The sequence below is a fragment of the Streptomyces sp. NPDC037421 genome (assembly GCF_055602105.1).
In genome coordinates, this window is sequence record NZ_JBVJWV010000010.1 from 91,612 (window position 1) to 110,933 (window position 19,322).

Consider the following 19,322-nt stretch of genomic DNA (forward strand, 5'->3'; position numbering starts at 1 on the left):
GCATGAGCGGTATGCGGAACGGGGGGCGGGGGAACGCCGCCGGCGGAGGCCCGCAGGCGTCAGGGACCCCCCTCCCGGAAGGTATGACGGCGTTCGACGACGCCTACGACCAGCCGGATCCCCGGGCCTACTTCCAGGCACTGGGTCCACTGGAATACCAGACGCCCCATCACGGACAGAGCGTCTTCCGGCGGGCGGTCGCGAGCCTCAGGACGACCCGGGCGGCCGATCCGGTGACCGTGCTGGACATCTGCTCCTCCTACGGCATCAACGCCGCCCTCCTCAACCACGAGGTGACGCTGGACGACCTCTGTGCCCACTACACGTTGCCGCAGGCCACCGCGCTCACGACGGCCGAACTGATCGAATGGGACCGCGACTACTACGCGGCCCGCCGGCGCCCCGACCCGGTCCCGGTGATCGGACTCGACATCGCCGCGAACGCCATCTCCTACGCATGTGCGGTCGGCCTGCTGGAACAAGGCTTCGCCGAGAACCTCGAAACCGCGCCTCCCTCCCCGTCCCTGCTCCGCGCCGCGCGGCACGCCCGTCTGATCACGATCACCGGAGGGGCCGCCTTCCTGTCTCCCCGCACCTTCCTGCCGATCCTCACCTGTGCCCAAGACCCGGTGTGGGTCGCGGCATTCGTGCTGCGCACCACCTCGTACGAGTCCATCGCCGCGTGTCTGGCTTCGTACGGCCTGGTCACCGAGACGGCGCCCTCGCACACGTTCCGGCAACGGCGCTTCACGGACGCGGAGGAACAGAAGTACGCCGTCCAAGCGGTGACCGCGGCCGGTCGCGACCCGTACGGGAAGGAGAGCGACGGCTACTTCCACACGGTGCTGCACGTGTCGCGCCCACCCGAGGACGCGACGGCATTTCCGCTGACGGGCCTGATGCCGAGCCTGTGAGGCAGACCTCCGCCGCGCGGGCGCGGAGCGGGCGGGGCGCGGCCGGGGAGCGCGTGCCCGCCGAGTGCTCCTTCACGCTCCGGTGAATGGAGCAACGGTCACCGGGCCGCGTCCACCATGATCAATAACGTGGGCGTCCCCGGCGCGTGACCTCGCGCCGTTGCCCACACAGAAGGCGAGCGGCCCCGGTGAAACTCCCCATGGTGCGGCACAAGTCCTGGCTCGTCGTGGCGACCGCGCTGCTGATGATGACGGGCACCGGTCCGGCCGGAGCCGACGGCGCGTGGCAGAAGGTCGGCGAGGACGCCCGCAGCGGTGTCAGCGGTCTCGCCTACGAAGGGCGCACGGAGGACGGTGGCGGCGTGCGGGCGCTGGCCGTGCACGACAACAAGCGGTCCGGGCAGGGGCGGCTGTCCCGCATCACCCACCGGGAGGGCTCGGACGAGGTCACTCCGCTCACCTGGGACGGGCCGGAACCCGTCGACCTGGAGGCCCTTGAGGCGATCCCCGGGATGCCGGGGGAGTACCTGGCGGTCACCGGCCGCGGCATCGTCTTCCGCCTGAAGGTCGCCGGCTCCACGGCGACCGTGGTCGACTACACGCCGCTCCCGGCCATCGGCGAGGGTGACGACTTCGAGAGCCTGGCGCTCGTCGGGCAGAACGGGAACCTCGCCGCCCTGTGGGCTGACCGCGGCGCCGGTCCGGACCGTCCCGCCACCCTGTACGCGGCCCCCCTGACGTTCGCCGCCTGGGGCCAGCCGCTGTTCGGGGCGGTGACGCGACGGCCGTACCGGGCGGCGCACCCCCTCGGCGAAGGGGTGCGGCACATCTCCGACATCTCGGTGACCGGCTCCGGCCGGATCCTCGTCGGGTCCGCCGCGGACGCCGGTGACGACGGCCCCTTCGACTCCGCGGTGAGCGACGCGGGCCGGGTGACCGTATCGGCGGCGGGCCGGGTACGGGTGAGCCTCTCGGCCTCCCCGACGGTGCTCGGGAAGTACCCGCAGTACAAGGTCGAGGCGGTCGAGTGCCTGCCGGACTCCGCCGACGCCCTGCTCGGCACGGACGACGAGAACCTCGGCGGGTACGTGCGGACCGTGACGTTCTGCGGCACCTGATCCCCGGCCGCGCGGGCCCCGACGGGGCGTGCCGACCGCCGTTCAGCTCGCCGCGGCCATGGAGGCCGTCCTGTTCAGCCAGCTGAGGCAGGTACGGGCGAGTTCGGGCCAGCCGTGGTCGACGATCAGGGAGTGGCCGCGGTCGTCGAAGCACTGGTACTCGGTTACGGCGCCGGAGTGCCGGTACTGCTTGTAGGTGGAGCGGGTCAGCACATCGGGGACCGTGTGGTCGAGCTTGCCGGACAGCAGGAGCAGCGGCCCCCGGGACTCGTTGCCGGTGTTGACCTTCGCCGCGGAGTTCGGTGTGAGGTTGCCCAGCGCCAGCTGGAACAGAGGGCGCGCCGGGCTGGGGATGGTCCACCGCTCGAACAGCTCGTCGGATTCCTCCTCGGGTACGGCATTGGCGAAGGCGTACCGGAACTGCGCGGGGTTCAGGGAGACGGCGCGCTTGGTGTTGCCGGGGTTGCGCAGGAAAGCGAACGCCGACTTCGCCTGGGCCGGAGCGACGGCCTTGACGCCCTTGATCTGGCCTGGGCATATCGCGACGGCCGCCGCGCCCAGGCCCTGCCCGAGCAGGTGCTGGGCGATGAAGCCGCCGACGGAGTGCCCGACGAGTACGGGTGGGGTGCCGAGGGTCCGGATGACTTCGGCATGTGCCTTGGAGATCTCCGAGAGCCCGACACCGCCTTGGGTATCAGGACGTCGGCGGGCTTCGGCAACGGTCGCCGGGACGCCGGGCCACTCGGGCGTGACCGGCTCGTACCCGGCGTCGCGGAACGTGTCCGCCCATCCTTGCCAGCTGGTCGAGTGGAGCCACAGACCGTGGATGAACACCACGGGAGTGCGTTGTGCGGCCATGGCAGCCTCCTGGAAGGCGGCAGTCCCCGGGCGGCGTGGCCTCGGGCCCGCGAAGTGCTGGGAGAACCGAACGAGGTCATCGGGCCAGAGCAGGCAGCCGACGGCGGCCCGTCTCACCTGAACCATCCCATTCCACCCCATCGGGGGCACCGTCGCGCGTTGAACGGCAGAGGGGACCGGCCTCCGGAGGCCGGTCCGCCCCATCCAGTGGGCGAGGCCGAAGCCCCCTCCGCGGTCGTCACGGGAGGGCCTGGGCCGCGGGGACGATGCGGGCCTCCATGTTGATCTCCATCATGCGCAGCGCGGCGTCGGCCAGGTCCGGGTGGATGTGGGCGACGGCGTCACGGGCGATGGAGACGGACAGGTGCCTGATGTGGGCGTCGAGCGCGGAGTACAGCACGCACTGCTCCGTGACCTGCCCGCACAGCACGAGGTGGCTGACGCCGAGTGTGCCGAGCAGGTAGGCGAGGGGAGTCTCGTAGAAGACGGAGTGGCGGGCCTTGACGATGAAGAAGGAGTCCTCGTCCGGGCGCACCGGCTCGATCAGATCGGCGTGCGGGCCGGCGAGGGCGGCCTCCAGGATCTCCCCGTGATGGGACCGCCACCTCCCGAAGTTGTCATTGGCGTAGATCACCGGCAGACCGCGTTCGCGCGCTTCCTCCAGCAGCCGCACGACGGCGGGCAGGGCCCGTTCGACCGAGGGTACGAGCTTGTCCGCGTCCGGGTGGTCGTACGTGTTGAGCATGTCGATGATGACAAGCGCAGTCTTCGCCATGGGCCCAAGCTCCCAGAAGGACCGCACGCGAGCGCAGGACACGACGGCCACGGCAGGCCCGCGCCCCCGGTTGACCGGATCGGCGGCACGTCACGGGCGGGGTGTGCGAAGGCCGGTCCGGACCAGCTGCCAGGACCGGGCGGCGTTCCTGGCTGCCGGCGCCCGGTTGAGACCCGGCGGACGGGGCAGGCGGGGGATCACCCAAGGCAGCAACTCCCTCCGACCGGAAAGGACCACCCTCCATGACCGAGAACGTGTGGGGCTACGGCGAGACGAACGGCCGACCGCAGGGCATCGACCTCAGCGGGTTCCAGGTCGAGGCCGTCGACGGAAGCATCGGCAAGGTCGACAAGCACTCGGACGAGGCCGGATCCGCCTGGATCGTGGTCGACACCGGCGTGTGGATCTTCGGCAAGGAGGTCCTCCTGCCCGCCGGCACCGTCTCGCGGATCGACGTGGACGAGGAGAAGATCTACGTGGACCGTACGAAGGAGCAGATCAAGAACGCTCCGGAGTTCCATCGCGAGCAGCACCTCGGGAACGCCGGCTACCACGACGAACTGGCCGTCTACTACCAGCAGGGCGACGCGTTCGGCGGCCGCCCGTTCTGAACCGGCGCAAGGAGCACGACGGATGAACGAGCACGAGGAGCGCCGCGGGACCACCCCTCCCTCGAAGGCTCCGGGTGAGAGCGGCGACCGCGAGGCCCGCGAGGAAGCCGAGGACGCGGTCGTCCCCAGCAGCCAGGACGGCGAGGCCGGGGACGCCGACGCCCGGCGCGGCACGGACGGCCGCGACCGCCGGCGCTGACGCGAACGGTTGTGGCTCCCCGGCGCTCCCGAGGCGCCGGGGAGCCACATGTGTCCGGCCCCCGGCCCGGCACCACGTGTGCGGAGGGCGGCGCGGCCGAAGGCGGTTCGGGAACGCTGCCGGTCCGCGTACGGGCGCGGGAAACGTGATCGTCCGGCCTAGTGGCTGCCGAAGTCGGGGAGGGTGATCGAGCCGTCCTCGTTGAAGGGGATCCCGGGATTGTGCGCGATCTCCCAGGCGTGGCCGTCCGGGTCGGTGAAGGCACTGGAGTAGAACCCGACGGCGTTCACGGCCGCAGGCTTGGTGACCGTGCCGCCGGCCCGTTCCACTTCCGCGAGCAGGGCATCGACCTCGGCCCGGGAGCGGACGTTGTGCGACAGGGCGATCCCGCCGAACCCGGCGGCCGAACCCGGCTCCAGGCCGCACTCCTGCGCGAGTTTGCCGCGATCCCACAGGACGAGTCCCAATCCGCCCGCTTGGAAGAAGACGGTCTCCTCGACCTCGTGCCCCCGCCAGCCCAGTGCCTGGTAGAAGGCCTTGGCGCGGGCAAGATCGGAAACCCCCAGAGTGACCAGGGTGATGCGCTGCTCCATGCGGTCACGGTACGCCCCGGCGGGGGCGCAGAAGGCGGCCGACCGGCAGGCCGGCCGGTGTCGCAGTCCTCACCGCTCGCCCCGCCCCGAGCGGGATCTGGTTCCCGCCTCCGGAGATCTGGCCCGATTCGCTCGCGGTCTCAGCCGTTCCGCTTCGCCGACCGTCCCGTCTGAACACCGTCCTGCCCGTGGTGGCCGAAGGTGTCGGCCAGCCAGTCGAAGACCGTGTCGCAGTGCTGCTGCGGCGCCATCGGCGAGCAGTGCAGCTGCGCGCCCGTGGCCCGGGTGAGTTTCACGTACGAGCGCCGGGTGCGCAGCAGTTCGTACATCTGCTCGGGCTGTCCCGGATAGAACGCCTCGTCGTCGTAGTCGAGTACGAGGGTGGGGGCCTTGATCCGCGGCACCACCTCGGTGACGTCGAGGGAGATGGCCAGCTGTGCGGGGGTCCACAGGTCCTTGAACACCCGGCCGGCTCGCGCCTCGCGCAGGGCTTCCCGGGAGAAGATCTCGAAGCGCTTCTTGACCGTGTACGCAAGATGCGGGGTCAGTTCGGGGACGGCCTCGGCCCACGCCCGGTTGGTTTCCTCCTTGTCGGGGGTGACGAGGGCGCGCAGTTCGGCGTCGAAGCCCAGCCAGGGGCTGACGCAGCCGGGCATGCAGACCAGGGCCGCCAGCCGGTGCTCGAAGGCGGCGGCGCGGGCGACGAGGTTGCCGCCCATGCTCAGGCCGGTCAGGGCGATTCGGTTGCCGTCGACCTCCTTGCGGCGCTCCAGCCAGTCGACGATCGGACGGACCACCTCCTCCCAGCGGGGGGTGAAGAGCTCCTCTTCCACGAAGAGGAGCCGGCCCTGGCCGGGGCCGTCGTAGACGAGGGCGTTCCAGCCCCGGTCGAGGGCGGCGGAGACGCCGTACGTCCACATGTCCACGTTCTGGCCGTCACTGCCGTTGGTGAGGATCACGGTGGGGCGCGGCTCGGCCGGGCCGGCGGGACGGAAGAACCACAGGGGCAGGCGCGTGCCGCCGTACGGGACCGTGGCCCGGATCGCGGGGGGCGAGCAGAGCTCGGCGAAGGTGTCCCAGGAGCGTCGGGCCGCCAGGTACACGTCCTTCTCGTCTTGGGGCGTACGGGTGCCGAGTACGTAGAAGAGGGCCTGGGAGTAGTACTGGGCGGCCCGCAGCGAGCGGAACCGGCGGGTCTGGGAGGGGAGTTCGCCGCCGCCCTGCCGGCCGCCAGCGGGAGGCGCGGACAGCCGGTCGCCCCATTGCCGGAACACCTCCGTGTAGCTCTGCTCGGACAGGCCCGCACTGTTGACGGCGTTGACCGCGGTCAGCACTTCGCCGACCTCGGAGGCGCGCATGCCCGCGCCGCCGAGTGCGAAGAGGCCGGCGAAGTTGAATCCGGGGTCGTCGAAGAGGGCCATCACGCCCGGCGTGGGGCCGTCGGCGCGGGGAGTGGGGGCGTCGGGAGCGGGAGCGGACGGCACTGCTGCGGCGGGGGTGGCCCCGGCGGCCAGTGCTCCGGCTCCCGCGGCGATGCCCGCGAGGGCGGTGCGGCGGGAGAGTACGGCGGAACCGGAGGGTTCGTGGTGCGGCAGGGGTTCGCTCATGGTGCGGACCGTAGGAGCCCCGCCGGTCACCTGCGGTCCGCCACACCCGGGGGTGCTCCGAACGGAGCACGGCGGCGACCTCGCGCATTCTCAAGCCCGTGAGCGGGGTGTCCGTGAGCCGGGTGTCCGTGTCCGTGCCGGGTCGTGGCGGCGTCCCCGTGCAGAAGAGCAATGCTCAACGACGCTGCCACGCGGTCAGGTGAGGCCGGTCCTGAGTGCTGTGAGGGAGTCGTCCAGCGCCCGTGCCGCGGCGGGTACGTGCGGAGCGAGGCCGCAGACACCGGCCGGCGCCGAGCGCTAGCGCATGTCTCCGTGACGGGTGGGTCGGTCGATCGGATGTGTCCGTCCGGTCGGTGAACACTGATGCGATGCGGACCGGATCAAGCCGCTCATGCCGGCTGATCCGGTTCGTGTCCCGACGACGGGCCGGCGGAGGCGAGCGCCTGGCGGACGGCCCGGACCCGGCCGGGCCGGCCCGGGCCGGTGGGGTGGTGGCCGTCGTTGCTCGTGCCGTGTGAGAGACGTGGAACGCCGGTTCCTCGCGTACCTCCCCCCGCCCGATCACGCAGCCGGCGCGGGCGGGGAAAATGACGGACATGAACATCGAACAGGCCGTCGCGGAGCTCGGGAACGTCGAGGAGGTACCCGGCCTGCCCATGGCCTGGCGATGGTCACCCATGTCGCGCTTCGTGTTCTCCCTCGCCATGGACGCCGACGGGCACTGGGCCTACCAGATGAACTCGCTGGACTTCCACGACGAAGGCCTGGCCAGGGCCGTTCTTGAGTTCGCGAGACAGCACCGCCTCGGGCGCGAACCAGGCACCCGGCCGCTCGTGATCGCCACCGGCTTCTCCTACGGGACCTACCGGTTCGACGCCGTGGCAGCGGCTTCACCGCCCGTGCACGGCTACCACCACGGGCGGAACGAGGCCCTGAACGAGGTCGTCTCAGCGGTCTTCCCGGCATACCGGTGCGAGTTCCGCGGAGACGAGAGCCCGGAGGAGGCGGTTCTGCGGTTCAAGAGCATGCTGCGCCCGTCGATCGTCTCCCGGCCCCCGGTTCCGTACCTGCGGATGCGGTACGAGAACACCCGGACCGCCGGCGGCAGCGTGGGCCCGTCCCGTGGGTTCACCACGCACGACGTGCTGCTGAGGGAGCTCGGGCTGCTCGAAGGCGCTCCGGGGAGCTTCGTGGAGTTCGAGAACTCCCATGGCCGGGTGTGGAACGTCGAGTGGAACGGTTCGTGGCTGGTGAACGGCACAGCCCAGGACGCACCGCCCTCCGAAAGCTGGGTGACATCGGCTTTGGGATGCCCGTAAGTGCGGAGAAGGACCGCAGGGGCGGAAGCCGGATGGGCGTGGCTGGGCGGTCCGGAAGTGCTCGGTGGGCTAGAAGGGTGGAGGACGGGAGGACGGTAGGACGGGAGGACGGGAGAAATGGTGGGTCCGGGGGACGAGCAGGCACCGGGCGGTCCGGAGGTGTGGTCGCGGCGGCCGGACCGCAGGCGAGTGCTGGTGGTGGCTGCGGGTCTGGCGGGCGGCGTTTGGCCGGCGGGCGCCGGGCACGCCGTGGCGGGGGCCCGTGGGGGGTGTCCACCCGGGCGGGCTGCGCCGGTCGGCGGCGGGTTGGACGGGTTGGACGTGCCGACGGAGAACTCCCTCCCCGGTGACCCGGGCTGGCGGGTCGTGCGGCCGGGCGCCCCGCACGCGGTCGAGGGATTCGCGAGCCGGACCAGCGTGCTGCCCGGGGAGCCCTTCGACTTGTACGTGTCCACCCAGTCCGCTTCCTACACGGTCTCGGCCTACCGGATGGGCTGGTACGCGGGCGCGCGCGCCCGGCTCGTGTGGCGCTCGGCCCCCGTGCCCGGGACGCGTCAGGCGCCGGCCGTGATCGAGCAGTCCACACGCATGGCGCGCACCGACTGGCGGCCGTCGGTGCGCGTGGACACGACGGGCTGGCCGGAGGGCTGCTATCTGCTGCGGCTGGACACCGCCGACGGCCGGGCCCAGAGGTTCGTTCCGGTCACCGTCCGCTCCCGCCGGACGGCAGGGCGCCTGGTCGTGGTGAACTCGGTCGCCACCTGGCAGGCATACAACCGGTGGGGCGGCGCCGACCTGTACAAGGGCGGGACCGGGAAGAAGGCCTCGCGGTCGCTGGCCGTCTCCTTCGACCGCCCCTACGCGGCACGCAACGGCGCGGGACAGTTCTTCGTCTTCGAGGCCCCGCTCGTCGCCCTCGCCGAACGCATGGGACTGCCGCTGGCCTACGCGACCGGCGTGGACGTGGCCCGCGATCCCGGCCTCCTGCACGGAGCCGCGGGCATCGTCTCGCCGGGACATGACGAGTACTGGAGCCCGCAGCAGCGCCTGCACGTGATGCGGGCCCGCGACCGGGGGGCGAACCTGGCGGTCCTGGGCGCGAACTGCTGCTACCGGCGCGTCCGTTTCGAGCCCTCGTCCGTGGGCGCGGACCGGACGGTGGTCTGCTTCAAGGAAGACTATGCAGCCGACTCGGGCTACCGTGCCGGCCTGCCGCCCACCAACGACTTCCGCCGGGATCCGCTCCCGCAGCCGGAGAGCGAACTGCACGGGGTGATGTACGACGGCTACCCCGTGGACGCCCCGTACGTGGTGACCGCCCCCGCGCACTGGCTGCTCACCGGGACCGGAGCACGGTACGGCGATGCGTTCCCGCACCTGGTCGGTGTCGAGTACGACCGGTTGAACCCCGCCTTTCCGGCACCCGGTCCGATCGAGGTGATCGCCCGCTCGCCCGTGATCTGCAAGGGACGGCGCAGACAAGCCGAGTCCGTCTACCTGACCCTGCCTTCAGGAGCGGGGGTCTTCGCGACCGGCACCATGAGGTGGGTGGAAGCCCTGGACGCGACCGGCAGCGCGGGCAAGGCCAACCACGGCATGGACGGGCGGACGGGAGCGTTCGCCAGGACCGTCACCGAAAACCTGCTGCGAACCTTCAGCCAGGGCCCGGCGGGTCTCGCCGGCCGGACGACCTGACGCGTCGAGGCGGACCTTCTCGGCCACGGCACCGGGCATCCTCCGGCGGTCGGCCTCAGCGTGCCGAGCCCGGGATCGACGGGGAGGGGGTGAAGTGGAGCTTCTGGGGTCCCTTCCCGTCGTCCTTCCAGTCGAGGAACAAGATCACGTCCGTGTAGAGGCGGTGGCGGCCGGGCCAGCGTGAGGAGTAGGACGCGGGGGTGACGGACCCGTCCTTCGCCCGGTTGAGACGCCCGGCCAGATCGGTGCGCTTCGTCACGGCCAGGCCGCCTCCGACGATCATCGCGGTGACCTCGGCGTTCGTGCCGGTGCTGTTGAAGATGGAGCCCGGGTGCGTGGAGGACTCGGGCAGGTCCCAGGAGATCGTCGCCCAGTGCCGGATGTTCGCGCCGGCCTCGGTCACGCAGGCCTTGACCGTGAAGTCCCAGTTGTCAGGCCAGGGGCCGCTGTAGGCGGGGTTGTCGACGGTCCTGGACGACACCTTGCACCGCTCCACCGCGTACGCCGGGCCGACCCCGGCGGCCGCCGCGGTGACGGTGGCCGCCACCAGCACCGCCGAGAGCCGCCGAGCGGCGAGTGTCCTGAGCATGGGGCGCGCCTCCGTGGGTCGGTTGACCAGCACAACGAGGCGACGCTGACGAGGAAGCGTGCCGGCGCGGGTGATGCGCGCGCGGGGCCGGTGACGGCGCCGATCACCGTCACCGGCTACGCGACCACTCCCCGGGGCCCGTGCGGAGGAGTGTCCGCACCATCGCCGCGCCCGCCACCACGGCACAGGGATGCGGCACCACCGCGACGGCGGGGTTCTCCGGCGGGGGCAGCACCCCCACGAGTGATCCGACCACCCACGAGACCTTGATCAGCAAGTACGGCGACAGGCGAGACACCGGCGACGGATGAGGAACAATTCGCCAGGTGATCGTGATGCAGCCCGCCCTGGAGATGAACACCCCCGACGGCTTCGGCCTCTGGCCCGTCACCGAGCTCCGCCCTCTGCTCGCCAGCGCCGAGCGCGGCCTGACCGCGTTTCTCGCGGCGGCAAGGGACTGGCCTTCCGAGCACCTGCCCGGCCACTCCGTTCCTCTGACCGCCGCCCTTGCCCGCGTTCTCGGCCTTCCGCCGCCGGGCGTATCGCCCACGCCGCTCGGCACGGAACGGACGTGACCACCGGCATGCGCATGACCTGGGCGCTCGACGGGACCGGCTGGGCCAGCTGCACCGTCGAGGACCACCAGACGAGAGTCGAGCTCACCGCCTCCTACATCACCAGCGCTCCGGAGGAGCTCCTCACTGCCGTGGCCCGGCTCGTCTCGGGCGGGACGGAAACCCGCGCGCAGTTCGAAGCCGAGCCCACCGCCTACCGGTGGATCTTCTACCGCCAAGGCGCCGACGCCTGGATCCGCATCCTGGAACTGCGCCGCGGCAACGACCACGACAACAAGGGCACCGAGATCTGGTCGAGCCAACTCCACATCGACGAGCTGGCCCGAGCCGTGATGCGCTGCTTCGACGAGGTGGCTCGGACCTACGGCGAGAGCGGCTACCGAGGCAAATGGGGTGAGCACTTCCCCCGAACGGAACTCGAAGCCCTCAGGCGCCTCTGCGACGCTCATCTGCACCAGGGATGACGGGGCGGGTTCATCCTCGGCGGTAGTGCGCCGAGCGCCGGGGGGCGCACGTCCGTCACCGGGGCGACACCGCCCGCACCGCTCGCGTTCGCCCCCCCCGTGCGCGCCCCCGGTGCGCGCCGTCGCACCACCGGGCGCCGGTCGGCGGAACGTCCGCGCCCCTGCCCCGGCCGGCCCGGCGTCCATAGCATGGTCCTACCGCTGACAGGGGGAGCCGATGGCCAGTTATCTGCGGTTCGAGGACTCCGACGGGACCACCGTGTTCCTGGAGAGCGAGAAGGAGGACCTCGCGGGGTTCTCCGGAATCCAGAAGGTCGGACTCAGGGGACGGCTGCAGGACGGGGTCGCCGTCGCCCAGGATTCCTTCGAGCGGGCCGTCGGCCACGTCCTCGCGGTGCACGCCCGGGTGTTCGTCAACGCCGTCCGCGGCCTTGAGGTGCCGCCCGACCAGGCGGAGATCACCTTCGGACTCAAGGCCAGCGGGGAGGCGGGGAACTTCGTCATCACCAAGGTCGCCGGCGAGATGAACTACGGCGTCAGGCTGGTCTGGAACTCCGCCGCCGCGCGGAGCGACGAGCCCACCGCCGGCCCCGGCCCGGACCCGGACCCGGACCCGGACCCCGGAAGCGATCCCGGAACCGATCCCGTCCCGGAGCAGGAACCCGGAGCCGAACCACCGGCCCCGCAGCCCTAGTACGGCGCCCCGGTGGAGGGAGGGGATCAGCATGGCCGATCGGCTCCGGGCGGGCATCGTACGCGTGGTCGGCGACGACCGCTCCACCCACGGCACCGGCTTCATCGCGGCCGCCGGGCTCGTCGTCACCTGCGCCCACGTGGTCGCGGCCGCCGGGTCCGGCCCCGGCCGGGAGGTCGCACTCGTCCGGCACGCCGACGGGGCGCTCTGGCGGGGGACCGTCGTCGAGGAGTGGTGGGGCGAGCCGGACGGTGAGGACGTCGCCGTGCTCCGCGTCCCCGAAGCCCCCGCAGAAGCGGCCCTGTTGCTCGGCGACCTCGACCCGGCCGCCGACCGGCAGCTGCTGACCTTCGGCTTCCCCGCGGCGAAGCCCGTCGAGGGCCTTCCGGGCCGGTGCAGCGTCGTGCCGGGCTCCACCACGGAGAACGGACACCCGGTCCACGTGCTGGAGAGCGACCAGGTGACCTTCGGCTTCAGCGGCGCCCCCGTCTGGGACGAGGAACTCGGCGTCGCCGTGGGCATGGTCACCAGCATCACCGGGGTCCGCGAGGTCGCCGCGGGACCGGGCGACAAGAAACACTTCCCGGTGTCCTTCGACCCCGGCCTCCGGCTGACCCGTACGGCGTTCATGGGACCGGTCACCACGATCCGCGCCCGGTGCCCGGAACTGAGACTGCCCCCGGACGTCCCGTACCTCGGGCTCGCCGCCTTCGAGGACCCCCGCTTCTACTTCGGCCGCGACGACGCCGTACGCCGCCTGACCCGGACGATGGCCCGGGAACGCAGGGCCGTCCTCGTGGGCAACTCCGGCTCCGGCAAGTCCTCCCTGCTCCACGCCGGACTGGACAAGGCACTCACCAGCACCTCGGGCGACCTCGGCCGCCGGCTGCGCTGCGACATGGTGGCGGGCGGCGACCCCCTGCCCGCGCTCGTCCGCTCCCTCGCGGCCGGCCGTCCCGCCTCCGAACCCCGCGACGGGCGCGGCGACCGGACGACCGGCGCCGTGACGTCCGAGGGGCGGACCGCCCTCCTACGCCTGGCCGCCGCGCTCGCCCCGGGCGGCCCGCCGGACCCCGGCCCGCCGGATCAGCCCCGTCCCCTGCCGCACGAGGCCGTCCCGGAGCGGCTGAGCGGTATGCCGCCCGACGCGGCCGCCGCCGCGCTCGCCCGGGCCGTACCCGCCGGACTGCTGATCCTCGTCGACCAGTTCGAGCGCCTGTACGCCGCCACCGACGAGCGGACCGCGGACCACTTCACCGACATCCTCCTCGCGCTGCGCGACCACGGCGCCGTCGTCGTCATCGCCCTGCGGGCCGACTTCTACGGCCGCGCCCTGCGCCACCAGGGCCTCGCCGACGCCCTCACCCGCGGCCAGGTCACCGTCCTGCCCATGACCGGAGAGGAGCTCCGCCAGGCCATCGTCGAACCCGCCCGCCTCCAGCTGCGGCGGGTGCAGCGGGAGCTGGCCGAGCGCCTGATCGCCGACGTACGGGGACGGCCCGGCGCTCTGCCCCTGCTGGAACTGACGCTCAAACAGCTCTGGAAGCGCGACGCCGGCACCGGCGTGCTGACCCTCGACGGCTATCTCGCCCTGGGCGCCGGGGAAGCCGCCGGCCCCGGCCGCGAAGACGGCTCGGCGGAGGTGAACCCCGCGCACGGGGTCGCCGGGGCCGTGTACCGCGCCGCCGAGGAGACCTGGCGCGACAAGCTCACCGACGAGGAACGGGACGCGGCCCCGGCCGTCTTCGCCCGCCTCGTCGCCGCCGAGCAGATCGGCGGCGACGCCTCCGCCTCCGCCACGGCCCTCACCGCAAGGCGCGCCTGGCTCGGTGAATGGGACCCCGTCGCACGCTCCGTGATCGCGACCTTCGTACGCGAGCGGCTCCTCGTCCTGCGCGCCGACCCGGTCAGCGGCCGGCCCGCCGTGGAGATCGCCCACGAGGCGCTCATCGAAGCCTGGCCCCGGCTCACCGACTGGATCCGCTACCACCGGGCCTTCTCGGCCTGGTACGCGGCCGACTTCGCGCCCGCGTTCCAGCTCTGGACCGGCCACGACCGCCGCGAGGAGTTCCTGCTGCCCAAGTCGACCACGGAAGCCGCCCGCGCCTGGTGCGCCCAGCATCCGGCACTCATGGCCGGCCCCGCCCTGGAATACGTACGGGCCAGCGCCGAACGACTCGACCGCGCGCAGGAGGAGGCCTGGCACGCCCGGCGCAGCGCGGACGAGTCCCGCAGCATCCTGTGGGCCACCCGCGCAGCCCAGCACGACGAGCCCACCACCGCCCTGGCGCTCGCACTCGCCGCCGGACGGCTGGAACACCCGTCGAGCACGGCCCTGCGCACGCTGGCCGAGGTCGCGTACCGGCCCGGGCTCCGCGACGAGCTGCGCCACGGCCACACCGCCCCCGTCTGGGCCGTCGCCCAGCGCGCCGGGCTCCTCCTCTCCGCCGGAGGGGACCGCGACGTGCTCGTCTGGGATGCGGCCGCACGGCGCGTCGTACGGACGCTGAGCGGACACAGCGGCCCGGTGCGCGGACTCGCGCTGTCCGCCGACGCGGGCGTCGCGGTGTCCTGCTCCGACGACCGCACCGTCATCCGCTGGGACGTGGCGACCGGCCGGATCCTCGGCCGGTACGAGGGCCACCAGGACGCCGTGCTCGCGGTCGCCCTGACCCCGGACGGCAGGCTGGCCGTCTCGGCCTCCGCCGACGGCACGGCCCTCGTCCGGGACACCGGGACGGGCCGGGTCCTGCACCGGCTCGCCGGGCACCGCGACGTGGTGGCCGCAGTGGCGGTCGGCGGACAGGGGGAGGTGACCGCCACCTGTTCCGCGGACGGCACCGTCCGGATCTGGGACACGGCCACCGGACGACCGCGCCGCACCCTGACCGGCCACCGGGGCCCGGTCCGGGCGGTGGCGGTCGACCGGGAGGGCCGCCGCGCGGCCTCCGCCTCCGCCGACCGGGGCGTACTCGTCTGGGACCTGCGCACCGGCCGCCCCGAAGGACCGGCCCGGCCGGCGGCGGGGCACACCGCGAGCGTCTGGAGCGTGGCCTTCAGCCCCGACGGGCGCCGGGTGGTGTCCGGTGCGGCGGACCGTACCGTGGCCGTCTGGGACACGGACGGGCAGCGCCTCGTCCACCGGTTCGAGGTGGGGCGCGCGGTCAACGGAGTGGCGTTCGACGACACCGGGGAGACGGTCCTGTGCGCCGGGGACGACCACAGCGTCTCCGCGTGGCGGACCGGCTCCGGCCGCGCCCTGTTCGAACTGGGCGGCCACGGTGCCCCGGCGGCCGCCCTCGCGCTGAGCGGCGACGCGGGCCGCGCCCTCGTCGGCTGCACGGACGGCGCCCTGTTCCTGTGGGACGCCGCCGGCGGGACACCCAGGCGCCTCGCGGACCCCGGCGGGCGGCGCGGGCCCGTCGCCGACGTGATGCTGAGCCGCGACGGCCGTACGGCGCTGGCCCTGTCCGCCGCCGGCGTGCTCAGCCGGCACACCAGCGGTCCGGGCGCCCCGGACCCGGGCGGACGCCTACACCCCGCCACGGTCGTCGCGGCGGCCCTGAGCGGCGACGGGGCCACCGCCCTGATCGCCACCGCCGAAGGGGAGGTCTGCGTCGGCCGGCCCGTCGGCGTCCCGCAATGGAGCCGGATCCACCGGGGCGGCGGCGCCACCTGCCTGGCGGTCGACACCACCGCCGCGACGCTGCTGGCGGGCAGCGCGGACGGGCAACTGCACCTCTGGACCGGCCCGGGCCGCCGGCACCGCCGCCTGGGCTCGCACCCGGCCAGCGTCCGGGCCCTCGCGGTCAGCGGCGACGGGCGGACCGCGCTCTCGGCCGACGACGAGGGTACGGTGATCCTCTGGGACGTCCCGTCGGGCGAACGGGACCAGCCGCTGACGGGCGCCGGCCTCGCCGTACGCGCCGTGGCCCTCGACGACGACGGGAGCCGGGCACTGCTGAGGACGGACGACGGCGCCACCCTCACCTGGGACCTCCCCACCGGAGCGGTCCACCGCCTCGGCGGGCCGGGCAGGCCCGCCACCGCCGCCGCGCTGAGCGCCGACGGGCGCCGCGCCTGGACGGCCGGCGGCAACGCCGAGCCCGGGGTGTGGGACGCGGGCAGGGGCGACGTGCTGCGCGTCCTGCACACGGCGGGCGGCATCCGCACGCTGGCCGCGACCAGGGACGGGCGGTTCGCCCTGGCGGGCGGCGAAGGCGGGGCCATGACCCTCTGGGACCTCGACGGCGGGACCGCCGCCGGACGGTGGCGCGGCTACGAGGACGCCAACGGCCTGGCGGTCAGCGCCGACGGCGGCCTGGCGGTCTGCGCCACCGACGTCCTCCCGCTGACCGTGTGGGAACTGCGCACCGGCGAGGCCCGGTTGCTCAGCGGCCACACCGAGGCCGTCCGCTGCGTCGCCCTCACCCCCGACGGCACGGTCGCGGTCTCCGGCTCGGCCGATCACCGGGTGATCCTGTGGGACGTGGCCGAGGGGGAGTTCGTACGCAGCCTGGAGGCGCACAACCACACCGTCAACGCCGTCGCGGTGAGCGACGACGGACGGCTGGCGGTGTCCGGTTCGCAGGACGCCAGCAGCATCGTCTGGGACACCCGGACGGGTGCGGTCGTACGGCGCTTCGGGCACGAGTCGGCGGTGCTCGGCATCGCGCTCGACCCCGACGGCCGGGTCGCGGCCGTCGGCACCGCCGACGGCACGCTATCCCTCTGCCGACCGGACGACGGCGGCCGCAGCGTCCTCGTCGGGCACACGGCGGCGGTCCGTGCGGTCGCCTTCTCACCGGACGGCCGGTTCGCCGTCTCCGGCGACGACCACGGCGCCGTGCTCGTCTGGGACGTGGCCACCGGGCAGGTCCTACGCGAATTCGATGACGGGGCCGGGGCGGTGACCGCCCTCGCCTGCTGCGCCGACGCCTCCGGCATGGCGGTCGTGTCCGCCTCCGCCGGGGGAGGGGTCCGGCTGCGGCGCCTGCACAGCCCGGCGGAGCTCGTGGCGTGGGCGTACGAGAACCGGCGGATCCACCGGTTCACCTGCGCCGAGCGGTCGGCGCTGCTGATCGAGCCCGGCTGCGACCCGCTCGGCAATCCGCCGCCCGAGTCCGGCCCCCCGTCCGTCGTACCGCTGACCCGTTCCGCCCTCGGTGCGGCCGTCCCCGCGCGGCTCCCCGCCCGCGTCGGCGGCCCGCCCCGCCTGCCGCCCGGCGTGCGCACCTTCGACGCGGTGCAGGCCGGGCGCTCCCGGGAGTGGCGGATCGCCGGCGGGGGCGGCCGCGTCACGATCGACGTCGCCGCCGGAGGCATCGACCTTGACCCCACGGCCACCCTCTACGGCCCGGGCGGCGAGGTCCTGGCGGCCGGCCGGTTCCCGGAGGGGCGCCGGTGCCGCGTCGGCCCCGTCGACCTCGCTCCCGCGGGGGAGTGCACGCTGCTGGTCGAAGGCCGCCGGGACGGCCCGGCGGGCGGCTACACCCTGCTCCTCACCACGGATCCCCCGGAGGCCTGACCGGACGATGGACCCGAACCCGAACCCGAACCCGAACCCGAACCCGGACATGGACCTGGACCTGGACCTCGACCTGATCGAGGAAGCCCCCCGGGCCGTGTGGTCCAGCGGTGCGGGCCGCCTCCCCTTCGGCGGATCCCGCAACGACCCGCGCGGATTCGCCATCCACCCCGTCCCCCGCCTCATGATGGAGGACGGCTCGCGCCGCGAGCGCGTGCTGGAGACCCATCCCCGGTGGACGGACGACGGCTGGATCCGCGGCGAGTTCCACCTGCCCGCGTTCGCCGCCGGCACACGGCTCGACGCCGAGTACGGATTCCTCAGCCCCGTGGGTCCCCCGCAGACCAACGGCGTACTCATCCGGGTCGGCTGCGACGGCGTCCTGCTCACCGAGGTCGCCAAGCGCTACACCGGGCGCCTGGACGCCCTGGCCGTCGACCTCTCCCGCTTCGCAGGCAGCGCTGCCCGGACCCTGTACGTGGAGGTGGACGCCGACGGCGACTCCACCCAGGACTGGCTGGTCTGGACCCGCCTCGCCCTCGTCCCCGGGCGCCGAGGACCTGTCAGGCCCCGAGGTCCGGCGGCGTGACGGCGGCCGCCGCAGGGGCAGTGAAACGGCCGGTTCACCACGGCCGGAGGGCGCGCCCACGGGAATCCGGCACGCACGCGATGCCGCCGACCGCGTAGAGCCCTCGTGCCGCCGCGCGCCGTGGGATAGTCGCCCCATGACGTGGTTGCCCGATCCCGACGCGCTGCGCGGACGTGTCGCCGTCGTCGCGGGCGCGACTCGCGGTGCCGGCCGGGGCTTCGCGGCGGCGCTGGGCGAAGCGGGCGCGACGGTGATCTGCACCGGCCGCAGCAGCGTCAGGGGGCGGGAAGGCTCCGACTACGACCGACCGGAGACGATCGAGGAGACGGCGGACCTGGTCTCGCGGCTCGGCGGGACCGGCATCGCGGTCCGGGTCGACCACCTCGATCCCGGGCAGGTCCGCCGTCTGGCGCAACGCCTGAGGGACGAGTACGGACACATCGACGTCCTGGTCAACGACATCTGGGGGGCCGAACTCCTCAAGGGGGGTCCCGCGCAGTGGAACAGACCGGTGTGGGAGCACGATCTCGACGACGGCCTTCGGATCCTGCGGCTCGCCGTCGACACGCACCTGATCACCTCCCACCACCTCCTGCCGCTGCTCATCGTCCGGCCCGGAGGCCTGCTGGTCGAGGTGACCGACGGCACGACCGACATCAACGCGTCCTGGTACCGGATCTCCGCCTTCTACGACCTGGCCAAGGCGGCGGTGAACCGGCTGGCCTTCTCCCAGGGACACGAGCTGGCGCCGTACGGAGCCACCGCCGTCGCCGTCACGCCGGGCTGGCTGCGGTCGGAGATGATGCTCGACGACTTCGGCGTCACCGAGGCCACCTGGCGCGAGGCCCTGGCAGCGGACCGGGCCGGGGGACTTCCCACCGCGCCGGAAGGCTTCGCGCGGTCCGAGTCGCCGCGCTACGTGGGACGCGCGGCAGCGGCCCTGGCCGCCGATCCGGCACGCGCCCGCTGGAACCAGAGATCGGTCACCTCGGCCGAGCTCGCCCGGGCCTACGGGTTCACCGACATCGACGGGACCCAGCCGGACGGCTGGCACAACGGCTGAGCGAGGCCGCCCGCCCCGGCCGCGATGTCCCGGCGCGGGCGTACCGGTTCGGGCTGCCCGGTTCGAACACGCAGCTCCGGCACACGGCCGGCGGGCCCCTCGGCCAGGTCTGCGCCACCACCGCCGTCGGCC

17 protein-coding genes are annotated in these 19,322 nt (G+C 73.4%); 12 read left to right on the plus strand and 5 right to left on the minus strand.

Annotated elements, in window-relative coordinates:
* Nucleotides 1–83: 83 nt before the first annotated feature.
* Nucleotides 84–914 carry a hypothetical protein gene (locus ACZ7IF_RS17190; protein ID WP_470971834.1) on the plus strand — a complete coding sequence of 277 codons (831 nt, stop codon included), beginning with the start codon at nucleotides 84–86 and terminating at the stop codon, nucleotides 912–914.
* 188 nt (nucleotides 915–1,102) lie between these two features.
* Nucleotides 1,103–2,032, plus strand: a complete 930-nt coding sequence (locus ACZ7IF_RS17195) for a hypothetical protein (protein ID WP_470971836.1) — start codon at nucleotides 1,103–1,105, stop codon at nucleotides 2,030–2,032.
* Nucleotides 2,033–2,074: 42 nt separating this feature from the next.
* On the opposite strand, the gene ACZ7IF_RS17200 is transcribed toward ACZ7IF_RS17195, so the two are convergent.
* Both ACZ7IF_RS17200 and ACZ7IF_RS17205 read right to left on the minus strand, forming a co-directional pair.
* Nucleotides 2,075–2,890 carry an alpha/beta hydrolase gene (locus tag ACZ7IF_RS17200; protein WP_470971838.1) on the minus strand — a complete coding sequence of 272 codons (816 nt, stop codon included), beginning with the start codon at nucleotides 2,888–2,890 and terminating at the stop codon, nucleotides 2,075–2,077.
* A 238-nt stretch (nucleotides 2,891–3,128) separates the two neighbouring features.
* Nucleotides 3,129–3,665, minus strand: coding sequence for a cysteine hydrolase family protein (locus ACZ7IF_RS17205; RefSeq protein ID WP_470971841.1), 537 nt, complete (start codon nucleotides 3,663–3,665; stop codon nucleotides 3,129–3,131).
* A gap of 242 nt (nucleotides 3,666–3,907) precedes the next feature.
* On the opposite strand from ACZ7IF_RS17205, the gene ACZ7IF_RS17210 reads away from it, so the two are divergent.
* Both ACZ7IF_RS17210 and ACZ7IF_RS17215 read left to right on the plus strand, forming a co-directional pair.
* Nucleotides 3,908–4,276 (plus strand): PRC-barrel domain-containing protein, encoded by a 369-nt coding sequence (locus tag ACZ7IF_RS17210; protein WP_470971843.1) that lies wholly within the window; start codon nucleotides 3,908–3,910, stop codon nucleotides 4,274–4,276.
* 22 nt (nucleotides 4,277–4,298) lie between these two features.
* Entirely contained in the window at nucleotides 4,299–4,475 is a 177-nt protein-coding gene (locus tag ACZ7IF_RS17215) for a hypothetical protein (RefSeq protein ID WP_470971845.1), read from the plus strand.
* Between the two features lie 158 nt (nucleotides 4,476–4,633).
* Here ACZ7IF_RS17215 and ACZ7IF_RS17220 read toward each other — a convergent pair whose 3' ends face one another.
* Together ACZ7IF_RS17220 and ACZ7IF_RS17225 are read right to left on the minus strand one after the other, a co-directional pair.
* Complete coding sequence (locus ACZ7IF_RS17220; RefSeq protein WP_470971847.1) at nucleotides 4,634–5,068, minus strand: VOC family protein; 435 nt, start codon at nucleotides 5,066–5,068, stop codon at nucleotides 4,634–4,636.
* A 140-nt stretch (nucleotides 5,069–5,208) separates the two neighbouring features.
* Nucleotides 5,209–6,675, minus strand: a complete 1,467-nt coding sequence (locus ACZ7IF_RS17225) for an alpha/beta hydrolase family protein (protein WP_470971849.1) — start codon at nucleotides 6,673–6,675, stop codon at nucleotides 5,209–5,211.
* A 596-nt stretch (nucleotides 6,676–7,271) separates the two neighbouring features.
* Here ACZ7IF_RS17225 and ACZ7IF_RS17230 point away from each other — a divergent pair.
* Nucleotides 7,272–7,994, plus strand: coding sequence for a hypothetical protein (locus tag ACZ7IF_RS17230; RefSeq protein ID WP_470971851.1), 723 nt, complete (start codon nucleotides 7,272–7,274; stop codon nucleotides 7,992–7,994).
* A gap of 321 nt (nucleotides 7,995–8,315) precedes the next feature.
* Nucleotides 8,316–9,689, plus strand: a complete 1,374-nt coding sequence (locus ACZ7IF_RS17235; RefSeq protein WP_470971853.1) for a N,N-dimethylformamidase beta subunit family domain-containing protein — start codon at nucleotides 8,316–8,318, stop codon at nucleotides 9,687–9,689.
* 55 nt (nucleotides 9,690–9,744) lie between these two features.
* On the opposite strand, the gene ACZ7IF_RS17240 is transcribed toward ACZ7IF_RS17235, so the two are convergent.
* Nucleotides 9,745–10,278, minus strand: a complete 534-nt coding sequence (locus tag ACZ7IF_RS17240) for a hypothetical protein (protein WP_470971855.1) — start codon at nucleotides 10,276–10,278, stop codon at nucleotides 9,745–9,747.
* A 326-nt stretch (nucleotides 10,279–10,604) separates the two neighbouring features.
* Between ACZ7IF_RS17240 and ACZ7IF_RS17245 the strand changes: the two genes are divergently transcribed.
* From ACZ7IF_RS17245 to ACZ7IF_RS17270, 6 genes are all read left to right on the plus strand, one after another.
* Nucleotides 10,605–10,853 (plus strand): hypothetical protein, encoded by a 249-nt coding sequence (locus ACZ7IF_RS17245; protein ID WP_470971857.1) that lies wholly within the window; start codon nucleotides 10,605–10,607, stop codon nucleotides 10,851–10,853.
* Nucleotides 10,850–11,317: a hypothetical protein gene (locus ACZ7IF_RS17250; protein ID WP_470971859.1), complete on the plus strand. Its 468-nt coding sequence runs from the start codon at nucleotides 10,850–10,852 to the stop codon at nucleotides 11,315–11,317. The genes ACZ7IF_RS17245 and ACZ7IF_RS17250 overlap by 4 nt, the downstream gene beginning before the upstream one ends.
* Before the next feature lie 217 nt (nucleotides 11,318–11,534).
* Complete coding sequence (locus ACZ7IF_RS17255; RefSeq protein ID WP_470971861.1) at nucleotides 11,535–12,011, plus strand: CU044_2847 family protein; 477 nt, start codon at nucleotides 11,535–11,537, stop codon at nucleotides 12,009–12,011.
* Nucleotides 12,012–12,042: 31 nt separating this feature from the next.
* The gene (locus tag ACZ7IF_RS17260; protein WP_470971863.1) at nucleotides 12,043–17,538 is read left to right on the plus strand and encodes an nSTAND1 domain-containing NTPase; all 5,496 of its coding nucleotides are present in this window, start codon (nucleotides 12,043–12,045) and stop codon (nucleotides 17,536–17,538) included.
* Nucleotides 17,539–17,545: 7 nt separating this feature from the next.
* Nucleotides 17,546–18,127 carry a hypothetical protein gene (locus ACZ7IF_RS17265; protein ID WP_470971865.1) on the plus strand — a complete coding sequence of 194 codons (582 nt, stop codon included), beginning with the start codon at nucleotides 17,546–17,548 and terminating at the stop codon, nucleotides 18,125–18,127.
* Nucleotides 18,128–18,263: 136 nt separating this feature from the next.
* On the plus strand, nucleotides 18,264–19,190 hold the full coding sequence (locus tag ACZ7IF_RS17270) for an SDR family oxidoreductase (protein ID WP_470971867.1): 927 nt from the start codon (nucleotides 18,264–18,266) through the stop codon (nucleotides 19,188–19,190).
* Nucleotides 19,191–19,322 lie beyond the last annotated feature (132 nt).

Excerpts from the sequence above, each read along its gene's own strand:
- ACZ7IF_RS17190 (WP_470971834.1), top strand. The coding sequence starts at position 84 with ATGACGGCGTTCGACGACGCCTACGACCAGCCGGATCCCCGGGCCTAC.
- ACZ7IF_RS17200 (WP_470971838.1), bottom strand. The coding sequence starts at position 2,890 with ATGGCCGCACAACGCACTCCCGTGGTGTTCATCCACGGTCTGTGGCTC.
- ACZ7IF_RS17205 (WP_470971841.1), bottom strand. The coding sequence starts at position 3,665 with ATGGCGAAGACTGCGCTTGTCATCATCGACATGCTCAACACGTACGAC.
- ACZ7IF_RS17210 (WP_470971843.1), top strand. The coding sequence starts at position 3,908 with ATGACCGAGAACGTGTGGGGCTACGGCGAGACGAACGGCCGACCGCAG.
- ACZ7IF_RS17215 (WP_470971845.1), top strand. The coding sequence starts at position 4,299 with ATGAACGAGCACGAGGAGCGCCGCGGGACCACCCCTCCCTCGAAGGCT.
- ACZ7IF_RS17220 (WP_470971847.1), bottom strand. The coding sequence starts at position 5,068 with ATGGAGCAGCGCATCACCCTGGTCACTCTGGGGGTTTCCGATCTTGCC.
- ACZ7IF_RS17225 (WP_470971849.1), bottom strand. The coding sequence starts at position 6,675 with ATGAGCGAACCCCTGCCGCACCACGAACCCTCCGGTTCCGCCGTACTC.
- ACZ7IF_RS17230 (WP_470971851.1), top strand. The coding sequence starts at position 7,272 with ATGAACATCGAACAGGCCGTCGCGGAGCTCGGGAACGTCGAGGAGGTA.
- ACZ7IF_RS17240 (WP_470971855.1), bottom strand. The coding sequence starts at position 10,278 with ATGCTCAGGACACTCGCCGCTCGGCGGCTCTCGGCGGTGCTGGTGGCG.
- ACZ7IF_RS17255 (WP_470971861.1), top strand. The coding sequence starts at position 11,535 with ATGGCCAGTTATCTGCGGTTCGAGGACTCCGACGGGACCACCGTGTTC.
- ACZ7IF_RS17260 (WP_470971863.1), top strand. The coding sequence starts at position 12,043 with ATGGCCGATCGGCTCCGGGCGGGCATCGTACGCGTGGTCGGCGACGAC.
- ACZ7IF_RS17265 (WP_470971865.1), top strand. The coding sequence starts at position 17,546 with ATGGACCCGAACCCGAACCCGAACCCGAACCCGAACCCGGACATGGAC.
- ACZ7IF_RS17270 (WP_470971867.1), top strand. The coding sequence starts at position 18,264 with ATGACGTGGTTGCCCGATCCCGACGCGCTGCGCGGACGTGTCGCCGTC.